Genomic DNA, 12,490 nt, shown 5'->3' with positions numbered 1-12,490 from the left:
AACTACGAATTACGAATTACGAATTACGAATTACGAATTATGATTAACAGCTTTCGGCGGATGATTGTAGCATCAGGTTCCTACGCCTCAAATTTACAAGAATCTCTCACCCTTTCTGTCATCGCTTCCATGATCCAAGGCATCATTTTTGCCCTTTTCTTTCCCCTCCTCACAGCCCTGATTGCGAATCCCATCGACACTAACCGGGTTTGGACATTAGTTGCTGTCATGGCATTTCTCGTCATCATCGAATTTGCTTTACGTTGGCATGAACTGCGTTTTGGCTGGATAGTTTCCCTTGATGCTGCCCATGAAATGCGATTGAAATTAGGGGAACAATTACGCCAAATGCCTCTAGAACAACTTAACCGCCGCCGTTCTGGTGATTTGAATGTAGTTCTAAGCGGTAATGTCACCGATTCTCTACTTTCTATCGGGAATATGGCAACCATGATCATCAAAACAATGGTTGTCCCCATAGTTATTATCTTTGTTACCTACTTCATTGACTGGCGATTAGCAACTGCTATGCTGGTTACATTTCCTTTAGCAGTTCCCATCTATCAACGCCAACGGGCTATTGCTGGTTCAGAGTTGCGAGAGATAGCCGTTGCTGATGCTAATAGCGCTTCCCGCATCATCGAATATGCTCAAGGTTTACCAGTGCTACGAGCTACCAAACAAATAGGCAAACAATCCCAGCGATTGCGTGAGGCCATTTCTACCCAACGTCAAACTCAAGTTCGCGCCCAGCGTCTGGGTACCATGCCCGCACTGCTGATGTCAACTGTGGTACAAGTGGGGATTATTTTATTACTAGCTTTGGGCGTATTGTACATTCTTCAAGACAGTATTGAGATTCCACAAGTCTTTGCCTTGATTGTAATTGCTACACGTTTTAGTGAACCTGTTGCTATCTTTGGCAATCTCACTACTATCTTTGACTTAATGGAAACCTCTTTGGAAAGAATTGAGGCGTTGATGGCAATTCCACCGTTGCCCATTGCTCAACCACCAACTACCCTAGATAAATTTGATATTGCCTTTGATGATGTCACTTTTGCTTATGCCGATCAAGATGAATCAGTATTACATGGTGTTTCCTTCCATTTACCAGAACGCAGCTTGACAGCATTGGTGGGTAGTTCCGGCAGTGGTAAGACAACTATTACCAAACTGATTGGTAGATATGCTGATGTCAAAAGTGGAACTATCAAAATTGGTGGTGTTGATATCTGCAATGTTGATGTCACTGAGTTAATGAGACATATTTCCGTAGTCTTTCAAGATGTCTACTTATTTGATGACAGCATCTTAAATAATATTCGCCTCGCCAAACCTGACGCAACTGACGCAGAGGTGGAAGCAGCAGCACGGGCGGCTAACTGTCATGAGTTCGTTTCTCGTCTACCCAATGGGTATAATACCAAAGTTGGTGAAGTGGGTGGGGCGCTTTCTGGTGGTGAGAAACAGCGAATTTCTATAGCTCGTGCTATTCTCAAGGATGCGCCGATTGTTCTACTAGATGAACCAACGTCAGCATTAGATACTGAAAGTGAGGTAGCAGTACAAAGGGCAATTGACCAACTTGTGGAGAATAAGACGGTAATTGTCATTGCTCACCGACTTTCCACTGTGACTGGTGCAGATCAGATTTTGGTGTTAGAAGCCGGAAAAATAGTTGAGAATGGCAATCATCAGGAATTGATTTCGAGTTGTGGGCGTTATGCACAACTTTGGCAGGCGCAGCAACAATCTCGGAGATGGAAAGTTTAGTTTGGAACAATTAGAAAATCTGGGTGAGGCTTTATTGGACTTTACCACTTTGTTGGATTTGGGGGCATGGTTAACCATTTGGTATAAATACAGATGGTACGACCCACGGTCACCATTGAAACCTTATCTCAACTGGATGCAGATATTATCATTGTCTCTACTTGGCTTGATCATTGGGATGGAACATATTATGACTAAACACACTTTATTTATTTGCACATCTTGCCAACGTTCATCAGAAGAAATGCCAGAACAAACACTCAGCGATGGTAAACGTTGTACAATACGATAATTACCTGATACAGCGTATTTCGTTCAAATGAGGTACAAGCTGGAATAATAAAACTCTTGTGGTGCAGGCATCTTGCCTGCTAAGTGTGTGCCTCATCACATGGGAAAGTGCTGTAAATATACTAAACACGGCTTAATCATTTGATTCTGTGGGTAAGGGTTTAGCAATGCTAAACCCCTACAAATCTGGGTTTTTCGTCATTTTGTAAAAGTCCATGTCCTAACCGTTTTTAGTATATTCTTTTTTGCCCTCTACTCTCATCTGAAATCAGCCTTCAGAATAGGGCTGGTTGACTGCTAAAACTTTATGAAAATTGGACTACGGCAATATTGGAACTTACTTGTAGAATATCTCAAACCCCAAAAAGCAAGGGTTTTCAAATTTGCGATCGCTCTCCTAGCCAGCATCGGACTACAATTAGTCAACCCCCAAATTCTCCGCTATTTCATAGACACAGCCGTAGCTGGTGGTTCAGGACAAAACTTACTCATATCAGCTATACTATTTTTAAGTGTAGCTTTAGTCACTCAACTCATTACAATTGCTGCTACTTATTACGGTGAAAATGTCGCCTGGAGAGCTACCAACGCCTTACGTGCCGACCTAGTTGAACATTGCTTAAAACTAGATTTATCCTTTCATAAATTCTCCACACCAGGTGAACTATTGGAAAGGGTAGACGGTGATGTTCACACACTTTCGCAATTTTTCTCAAGATTCACCGTTTACATCTTAGGCAATTTACTACTCATGTTAGGAGTAATTGTAGTATTATTTGTCGAAGATTGGCGGGCTGGGATAGCGATCGCCTTTTTTAGTCTCACAGCATTAGGAACTTTAATCCGTCTGCGTTCCATAGCCGTTCCCTACTGGAAAACCTATCGCCAAATTAGTGCTGATTTTTTTGGTTTCGTAGGTGAACAACTTGCTGGGATGGACGACATCCGCGCCAATGGTGCTAAAAGCTATGTGATGCAACGCTTCCACAAAATTTTACAAAGTTGGCTACCCATCTTTCATCAAGCCCGCTTTGCCAGTACAATTCTTTGGGGTACAACCAACGGAATCTTTACATTAGGAACAGCGATCGCTCTCAGCGTCGGCGCGTACCTTTGGAGTCAAAATATTATTACCATTGGCGCAGTATATCTACTCTACTACTACACCAACTTACTCAGCGAACCAATAGAGCAAATTCGCAACCAATTTGAAGAACTCCAACAAGCAGAAGCCAGTATAGATCGCATTCAAAATCTACTCCAAATCAAATCCCAACTTAGTCAAGGAGGCGAAACACAACTTCCTCACGGCGCACTTTCAGTCACCTTTGATCACCTTTCCTTTAGCTACAACGATGAAGGAGATGGGGACTTGGTACTGCAAGATATCTCCTTTCATTTACCTGCTGGACAACTATTAGGTTTACTGGGGCGGACAGGTAGCGGTAAATCTTCCCTAGCGCGGTTATTACTAAGATTATATGACCCAAAATCAGGCTCAATTCACTTAGGAGGCTTACCAATAAACCAAACTCGTTTAACAGATTTACCTCAAAAAATTGGATTAGTCACCCAGGATGTACAACTGTTTCAAACTACAGTTAGGAATAATCTCACCTTTTTCAACCAAAACATTAGCGACGAACGCATTTATGAAACCTTAGAAATATTAGGATTATCACAATGGTTGCATTCATTACCCCAGGGCTTAGATACAAATTTAGGTCCAGATAGTAGCGGTTTATCGGCAGGACAAGCGCAGTTACTCGCCTTTACGCGCGTATTTCTCAAAAATCCAGGTTTAGTGATCTTAGATGAAGCCTCCTCACGCCTTGACCCCATTAGCGAGAAACTGATAGAAACAGCCGTTGAAAAATTACTAACTGGACGTACAGGCATTATTATTGCTCACCGTTTAGCCACCGTCCAAAAAGCCAATCAAATCCTAATTTTAGAACAAGGTCGAATTAGAGAATATGGTCAACGCGAAGAATTAATTAAAAATCCCCAATCTCGTTTTAATCAATTATTACAAACTGGTTTAACTGATTTATAGCCTTTCCTGGCGTTGCTGATTTGAGGTATGACAATGATTTTTGATGATTTAAAAACCCTTCTCGAAACGTTCCATGGAACGTCTCTACACTTACAGCAATTTCCAATTCCAAAAGGTACATCTTAGCCCCCTCCTCGCTTGCGGGGAGGGGGTTGGGGGTGGGGTTCTTGTTCCAGGTTTGATGACAATTTGCTGTAAATTCATACTTGGTTTCAGCAACGCTATAGCCTTTCCTAATCCATCAAGGTACAAAATCATCTGCGTTTTCTTCTTTTTTACTCCTTTTGTACCAGAAGAGGATAGGTAATCTTATACTAATAAGGCAGTAACTACAAATGATTATGGTATCAACAAAAAAGCGTAAACATTGGGAATTGTTATGGCAACTAATTTGCTATAAACCAAAACTATATATCCTGGATAGTATTTACTGGATTTTAATTATGGGTTTGCCAGCCTTACCAGGTTTAATTATCCGGGAATTTTTCAATAGTTTAACAAACAAAACAAAATTGGAATTATCGCCTATAACTTTAATTGCCTTATTACTAGCTTTGAATTTAGGGCATATAGTAGTTATATTTGCCGGGCGAGTTACCAAAACACAGCACCGTTTTCTCATGCGTTCATTACTGCGACATAATTTATTAGACCGACTTTTTCAAAATCCCACAGCCCAGCCTATTGTTGTTAATCAAAACTCGGAAAAATCTGTGTCTCAAGGGGAAATAATTAGCTATTTTCGTGATGATGCCGAACAAATAGAAGATAACGTAGCATGGATATCCGAACTTTCAGGAGAAGGAATATTTGGTATTTTTTGTTTAGTGGTTTTATTAAGTATCAATGTACAGATGACACTGTTTGTATTTCTGCCATTAGTAGGAATGATAGCAATTATTCAACAAGCACAAAATCGAATTAAAAAATATAGAAAAGCCAGCCGACAAGCCACCGAAAAAGTTACAGGAATTTTAGGCGAAATATTTAGTTCAGTACAAGCGATTAAGGTAGCTGGTGCAGAAAAAAATGTATTGGATTATTTTCGGACTTTAAATGACCAACGCCGCCAAACTATGATTAAGGATAGTCTGTTTAATGCTATTCTCAAATCTTCTTTTCAAAATATGGTGAATTTGGGAACAGGAATAATTTTGCTTCTCGCTTCTCAATTAATGCAGAGTGGGGTTAATCAGTTAACAGTAGGTGACTTTGCTTTATTTGTTTATAATCTCTCATTTGTAACTGGCTTTTTTACTTCTGTTGGTGGTTTTATGGCATTGTCTAAACACACAGAAGTTTCTTTTGATCGGATGGCTAGTTTACTATCTGGTGCATCGGCTGATACATTGGTAGCCCCCAATCAACTTTATTTAAAGGATTTGAATAATTATCAGAAAGATTTACCAAAAATAGAACAACCATTGCGGAATGAAAAAGATCATCTTCAAACTTTAAAAGTTTCTCATTTAACTTACATTTATCCTGGTACAAACCAAGGAATTACAGATATCAGCTTTGAAATTCAGCGTGGTAGTTTGACTGTAATTACTGGTCAAATTGGTTCTGGAAAAACTACATTACTGCGTTTATTGTTAGGATTATTACCTATACAAAGTGGGGAAATTTACTGGAATGGAAATATAGTTGAAAACCCCTCCAGTTTCTTTGTTCCTCCTCGTAGTGCTTATACTCCCCAAATTCCCCAACTTTTTAGTTATACCCTGCGCGAAAATATTTTGTTAGGGTTATCTAAAGATGATTCTGACATAGCCACAGCTTTAAACATGGCTGTATTTGAACAAGATTTAGCAACGATGAATGAAAGTTTAGAAACTTTAGTTGGTTCTAAAGGTGTGCGCCTTTCTGGTGGACAAATGCAACGAGTCGCAGCCGCAAGAATGTTTATCCGTCAACCCGAATTAATGGTATTTGATGACCTGTCCAGTGCCTTGGATGTAGACACAGAATTAACATTATGGTCACGGATATTTACTAATAGCAATGAAGAAAACTCTTGGACACCAACTTGTTTAGTTGTGTCTCATCGTCCTTCTGTGTTGCGTCGCGCTGACCAGATTATTGTGATGAATGCAGGTAGAGTGGAAACCCAAGGGAGGTTTGAGGAAATTTTTTAGTAGAAAGGCGATCGCACAGGATACGAAACATCAGGGTTTGAGATTGGGGGCTGACCTCGCAATGACGACAATACGTTCATCTTGCGTAAGTCCTAGTAGAAAGGCGATCGCTATTCATGATCATCTCTCCACAGTTATTAATAATATTTTTTATTTACTCGCCTTTAAGTTTCCGACTATTATTTGGAAAATTGTACATTCTATCACGTTTGTAGTTCTACACATCATCATGTTCTTTTTGAGAAATATTCTCTAAACTTTGCTAATCTAGTTATAAATATTACCTTTAAAAGCGTACAACTAGAGATGAGTGATATCTTATCAATCAAAAATATGGATGAAATGTTTGAAGAAACAGCTATCAATAGTAATTTGCATCATTCATCTGACAATGACATAGTTTTGAACTATTCTGAATCTATTGGTCAAGGATATTGGCAGCGAACTTTCCTGCCTGATGGTATTTCCATAGATATTGAAAATAATCAATTCCTCAACCATATTATCTTGAAAGAACCAGCCGGTGAGGGATGGCCGGAAATAGGTTTTCGTTTATCAGGAAACCGTAAATTGTATACAGGTGAGGTGATGCAAGGTGGTCAAAACTTCTTGCACTTGTCGGATGTTAGTCGCGGAGGGATAACAGAGTGGGGAGGTAATCAAAAACATCTGAAAGTTGATATCAACCTCACGCCGGAAATATGGGCAATGTTGATGAATCAACACTCACAATACTTATCTCCACACCAGCAACTTCCGCTTTTCGGGGCTAAAAATGCACCATACTACGAATTACGAACCACTACACCTGTAATGCAGTCAGTGTTATATCAAATTCTCAATTGTCCCTACCGAGATTTTATCCGAGAAATTTATCTCCAAAGTAAAGCACTGGAACTTGTGGCATTGTGGCTGGCGCAGGAACTAGACTATCAACAGGTTAGCCAATCTACAGTCAAACTTTCCCCAGACGATATAGAACGTATTTACTATGCCAGAGATATTCTGATTACTAACTTACAACATCCGCCAACATTGCTAGAACTATCACGTCGAGTTGCGGTGAATGAACGAAAACTAAAGCAGGGTTTTCGGCAAATATTTGGGACTACAGTTTTTGGCTACCTGCATGATCATCGCATGGAACAAGCTAAACAAATGTTGGCAGAACAAAAATTGACTGTTGCCCAAGTAGCCCATGCTGTAGGCTATTCTCACCTGAGTCACTTTGCTGCTGCATTCAGAAAAAAAATTGGCGTAAATCCCAGTGCTTACCGATAAAAATAGTCCGTTTATGGATAAATAAAATCCGTCTATGGATAGACTCAGTACCCACATAACCATCAAAATACTTTCAGGATAGTTGAAAAATATTCCTAATTAGTAGGTGAAAATTTAGTTTTAATCTGCTTTTTAATGTGATGTAACTGTGGTTTGAGGGTGAGTACGGTGAATCAACAAATTTTGTATAGTCTTTGCTTAACAGGTATTTTATCTACATTGATTGTTCCTTCTGCCTCTGCTGAGGTGGTTCAGACAAAATCGAGCCTTTCGCAAGATACGCACAGAGCATTACGGGAACCTGTTGTTAATGCTAAATTACTTTCTCAAGTACCTAATTCCCCCACATTGGTGGAAGTGACAGGAGTGAAAGCTACTCCCACAGATAAAGGGGTGGAGTTGATTTTACAAACAACTCAAGGACAACAGTTACAAATCACTAATCGCAGTGCCGATAATAACTTTATCACAGATATTACTAATGCTCAATTGCGTTTACCCAGTAGTGATGGGTTTATTTTCCGTTCGGAAAAGCCAACTGAGGGAATTACTGAGATAACAGTAACAAACTTGGATGCAAATACTATCCGAGTCACAGTTATAGGAGAGGCGGGATTACCTACTGCGGAGTTATTTGACAGTGATGAAGGTCTGATTTTTGGCTTGACACCAGTTGTAACTTCTGCCCAGACTCCACAATTACCAGCAGCAGAAACAGAAACTCAAACAGAACAACCATCAACTCCAGACCAGCCGATTGAATTGGTGGTAACGGGTGAGCAAGATAGATACATTGTATCCAATGCTACAACTGCGACGCGAACAGATACACCCCTACGGGACATTCCCCAATCAATTCAAGTCGTTCCCCGACAGGTGTTAGAGGACAGACAGGTGATTCGCGCCTCCGAAGCATTGCGTAATGTTAGTGGTGTGCAGCGAGGAAATACAGTTGGTGGCATATCTGAGGTATTTAATATTCGTGGATTTCAACAATTTGGAGGGAGTCTCCGCGATGGCTTTAACTTTAGAAGTAATTTCTCTATTGCAGAAACGGCAAATTTAGAACGAATCGAAGTCCTCAAAGGACCTGCTTCTGTACTCTACGGAAACTTAGATCCTGGTGGTGTGATTAACTATGTTACCAAAAAACCGCTTTCAGAACCTTTTTATGCTGCGGGATTGCAGGTTGGAAGTTTTGGTTTACTGCGACCAACCATTGATTTATCAGGCCCCTTAAACCCAGAGCGGACACTGCTTTATCGGTTAAATACGGCTTATGAAAAAGGAGGAAATTTTCGGGATTTTGACACAGAAGTTGAGAGATTTTTCATTTCACCTGTAGTTACTTGGAAGATTAGCGATCGCACTGACCTCAGACTTGAATTAGAGTATGTAAATGATCAGCGTCCATACGATCGGGGATTAGTTGCTTTTGGTACAGGCATTGCTGATATTCCCTTTGACCGAGTTTTGGGTGAACCAGACGACTTCAGTGAAAGAACAACTTTTTTAGCAGGATATCAATTAGAGCATCGCTTCAACGGGAATTTGACGCTCCGCAATCGCTTTAGATATTCTTTTCTTGACCAAACCTCTAATCAAACCGAATTACTCAGACTCAACGAAACTACTGGGGAACTGAGTAGAGAATTTTCTCGTAATGAACAGCAAATAACAAATTATGAATTACAAACCGATTTAGTAGGAAAGTTTGCGACCGGATCAATCCAGCATACCCTATTATTTGGTGTTGATCTATCTTGGTTAAGAGACCCTTTCACATTTCGTGGAGAATCTGATTCTTCTTCTAGCATTAATATTTTCAATCCTGTTTATGGAACTGTTTCCAGACCTAGTAGAGATGAATTTCCAGTTATATTTCCTTTTGAAACTCAAACAAATACTCTTGGCTTTTTTCTGCAAGATCAACTTACACTAGCTGAAAACTTAAAACTCCTAATAGGTGGACGCTTTGACACTATCGATCAAAACTCTACTGATAGTGAACGAGAAGACCAGGCATTTAGTCCACGAGTGGGTATCGTTTATCAACCAATTCAGCCAATTTCCCTGTATGCCAGTTTTAGTCGATCATTTCAACCTAACTTTGGAACTCGTGCAGATGGTTCCCTGCTTGAACCAGTGCGCGGTACACAGTATGAAACGGGCGTTAGAGGCGAGTTTCTTAACGGTAGGTTAATTACAAATCTAGCTGCTTATGAAATCACCAGGAGTAATCTTGCAGTTACTGATCCAGATAATCCAAATTTCTCCATTCCATCAGGAGAGCAAAGAAGCCGGGGTATTGAGTTAGATGTTACAGGACAAATTCTGCCGGGATGGAATTTGATTGCTTCCTACGCTTACACCGATGCCAGAGTTACCAAAGATGACAATCTACAGCCCGGTAATTTGCTAGATGGTGTGCCGTTTAATTCAGCCAGTTTGTGGTCAACTTATGAGATTCAAACAGGTGATTTTCAAGGCTTAGGATTTGGCTTGGGTTTATTTTATGTGGGTGAACGCCAAGGTGATTTGAATAACTCTTTTCAAGTACCTAGTTATGTGCGTACTGATGCCAGTATATTCTATCGCCAAAATAACTGGCGGGCTGGTATTAACATTAACAACCTTTTCAATGTAGATTACATCGAAGCTACTGGCCAGCGTCGGGATCGCATTCATCCTGGTGCGCCGTTCACAGTCAGAGGAACGCTGTCAGTGGAATTTTAGATTGTCCTGCACTTCGAGTATAACTAAATCAAGATTTCAAAATGTATAAAATTCGTCGTGGGCTTAGGTTATTTGGGTTAACACTTCTGGCAATTGTGCTGTTTTCTGCTTGTGTTAATAATGTCTCACAAAACTTAACTAGCTCTAATGAGTTATTGCCTTCACAGTGCAGAATAGTCAAACATCTCATGGGTGAAACCTGTGTTCCTAATGACCCACAACGGATAGTAGTGCTAGATGAACCAAGCTTAGAGATTGCATTGACTTTAGGTCTCAAACCTGTAGGTACTTCTGTCTTCTTTGGAGATGTATCTGCTGGAAATATACCTGCTTACTTGCGGAAAAAAGTGCAAGAAGTGGCGATGGTTGGTGAGTCTGGAAAACCGAATTTAGAAAAGATTTTAACGCTCAAGCCAGACGTAATTCTTTCTGTTTCTAATTTCACACAAAAAGGAAGTTTATATAATCAGCTATCGCAAATTGCACCGACAGTTACTTGTGAATGGTGGAATGGTAAAATTGTTCGTTGGCAAGAATGTTTTAAATACTTCGCTGAAACATTGGGTAAATCATCTGAGGCAGATATTGTCGTCAATGATTATCAGCAACGGGTAACAAAGTTACAACAGAGATTAGGCAATTCTCTCAACACCACAGAGGTTTCACTCGTCAGAATTTACGCAGATAGGATTCGCCTGCGGGGAGAAGGACAAGGTATATCTAGCATGATCATTCAGGATGTGGGCTTACCTCGTTCTCCCATTCAAAAAGAGGGAATTGATATGTCGATGGAGAGTATTAAATATGCAGATGGGGATGTGATGTTTCTGCAACGGCATCCACAAGCAGATAAATATCAATACATTCTTAACCATCCTTTGTGGCTTCAATTAAATGCAGTTAAGTCAGGCAAAGTCTATGAGGTAGGTGATGATTATTGGCACGGTGGCAGCTACATCGCCGCCAATCTCATTCTTGATGATTTGTTTAAATATTTAGTGAAGTAATCATCAATATGTCAGCCAATAAAACTCAAAACAATTGTCGTTTTTGCTCCGAGATTTCCCAAGCTAACGGTGAAGACACCATTGGTTCTGCTATAGCAGTAACACAATACTTAATTGTTGAAGCTGCACAACCTTGGCCAGATAACTTCTGGATTGAACCTGACCCTATGCGACAGGGGTTATTAGCAGCATTAAATTTTGTTTGCGAAGATAGTAGAAAAATTCGAGTAATAGCGATCGCACCAGACAAAGAATACTCCAATCCAGGTTATACTCGTTTATTATACTATCGCCGACCAGCCAAATTTTTTGCCCAATTTGAGAAACATGAGTTTATCCTACCTCATGCTTTAGTGGGTTCTTTAGCATTAGCTTTACTCAAAACTCCAGGAGAACTAGCAAACTTTGACCAATATCGCCAACAAACAAATCACATTCGAGAAATACTCGTTTGCAACCACGGCAATGTGGATGTGGCTTGTAGTAGATTTGGTTATCCCATTTATCAAAAATTACGTTCTGAATACGCGACTGCAAATAATAATAACTTACGTTTTTGGCGATGTAGTCATTTTGGTGGACACGAATTTGCACCTACCTTAGTTGACTTACCCCAAGGACAGTATTGGGGTCATTTAAAACCAGAAATTTTAGATTTATTAGTCCGACGTAATGGGTCAGTTAAAGAACTATATCCCTACTATCGAGGTTGGGGTGGTTTATCCTTCTTTGAACAAATTGCCGAACGAGAAATTTGGATGCTTGAAGGTTGGAAATGGCTGGAATATCACAAAGTCGGTCAAGTTTTAGCCAGTGATGAAATTAACGAAGAATGGGCTGATGTTCGCATTGATTTTACCACAGCCGATGGAAACATTAGCAGTGCATATCAAGCGAGGGTGGAGATGAAAGGCTCAGTTATGACAGCCTGGAACTCAGGAGAACAGCCATCTTTAGAGGAAGTCAAGCAGTATCAAGTCCGTAATTTAGTGAAATTGGCATGATAAAAAATGGACACGCGCAGCTTTTCTAACTTCTGCAATGTCTAATTCCAGTGCTTCTGCTACCTGTTCTAAAGTCAAACCCAACTTCAATAACCCAGGTACTGCTTCGAGTTTACCCTTACGCTCTCCGTCTTCCAAGCCTTCTTGGTAAACCCTGGTTTGTTTCAAATCACCTAATCCTAACATTGCCTGAATCTGATA

The 12,490-nt window shown here is 40.2% G+C and carries 9 protein-coding genes and 1 pseudogene; 9 read left to right on the top strand and 1 reads right to left on the bottom strand.

The features are described from left to right. Nucleotides 1-39 precede the first annotated feature (39 nt). From VB711_RS04615 to VB711_RS04575, 9 genes and pseudogenes are all read left to right on the top strand, one after another. Complete coding sequence (locus VB711_RS04615) at nt 40-1,776, top strand: ABC transporter ATP-binding protein (RefSeq protein WP_323284557.1); 1,737 nt, start codon at nt 40-42, stop codon at nt 1,774-1,776. Next, nucleotides 1,775-1,852: pseudogene (locus VB711_RS04610) on the top strand (DUF4351 domain-containing protein); the annotation flags it as partial. The gene VB711_RS04615 and the pseudogene VB711_RS04610, both read left to right, overlap by 2 nt. Nucleotides 1,853-2,374: 522 nt before the next feature. After that, nucleotides 2,375-4,123, top strand: a complete 1,749-nt coding sequence (locus tag VB711_RS04605) for an ABC transporter ATP-binding protein (protein ID WP_323284556.1) — start codon at nt 2,375-2,377, stop codon at nt 4,121-4,123. A 341-nt stretch (nt 4,124-4,464) separates the two neighbouring features. Then, nucleotides 4,465-6,261, top strand: a complete 1,797-nt coding sequence (locus tag VB711_RS04600) for an ABC transporter ATP-binding protein (protein ID WP_323284555.1) — start codon at nt 4,465-4,467, stop codon at nt 6,259-6,261. Nucleotides 6,262-6,322: 61 nt separating this feature from the next. Further along, entirely contained in the window at nt 6,323-6,517 is a 195-nt protein-coding gene (locus VB711_RS04595; RefSeq protein WP_323284553.1) for a hypothetical protein, read from the top strand. Between the two features lie 50 nt (nt 6,518-6,567). After that, nucleotides 6,568-7,542 carry an AraC family transcriptional regulator gene (locus VB711_RS04590; RefSeq protein ID WP_323284552.1) on the top strand — a complete coding sequence of 325 codons (975 nt, stop codon included), beginning with the start codon at nt 6,568-6,570 and terminating at the stop codon, nt 7,540-7,542. A 159-nt stretch (nt 7,543-7,701) separates the two neighbouring features. Continuing rightward, entirely contained in the window at nt 7,702-10,278 is a 2,577-nt protein-coding gene (locus VB711_RS04585) for a TonB-dependent siderophore receptor (RefSeq protein WP_416233558.1), read from the top strand. Between the two features lie 41 nt (nt 10,279-10,319). Next, nucleotides 10,320-11,285, top strand: a complete 966-nt coding sequence (locus VB711_RS04580; RefSeq protein WP_323284550.1) for an ABC transporter substrate-binding protein — start codon at nt 10,320-10,322, stop codon at nt 11,283-11,285. 8 nt (nt 11,286-11,293) lie between these two features. Further along, nucleotides 11,294-12,289 carry a sucrase ferredoxin gene (locus tag VB711_RS04575; protein ID WP_323284549.1) on the top strand — a complete coding sequence of 332 codons (996 nt, stop codon included), beginning with the start codon at nt 11,294-11,296 and terminating at the stop codon, nt 12,287-12,289. On the opposite strand, the gene VB711_RS04570 is transcribed toward VB711_RS04575, so the two are convergent. After that, nucleotides 12,272-12,475 (bottom strand): hypothetical protein, encoded by a 204-nt coding sequence (locus VB711_RS04570; protein ID WP_323284548.1) that lies wholly within the window; start codon nt 12,473-12,475, stop codon nt 12,272-12,274. The genes VB711_RS04575 and VB711_RS04570 overlap by 18 nt on opposite strands. Nucleotides 12,476-12,490 lie beyond the last annotated feature (15 nt).

Source organism: Cronbergia sp. UHCC 0137, from assembly GCF_034932285.1.
In the GTDB taxonomy this organism is placed as follows: domain Bacteria; phylum Cyanobacteriota; class Cyanobacteriia; order Cyanobacteriales; family Nostocaceae; genus Cronbergia.
Note: the sequence above shows the minus strand (reverse complement) of the source record. Positions and strands in the feature narration are given on the sequence as shown.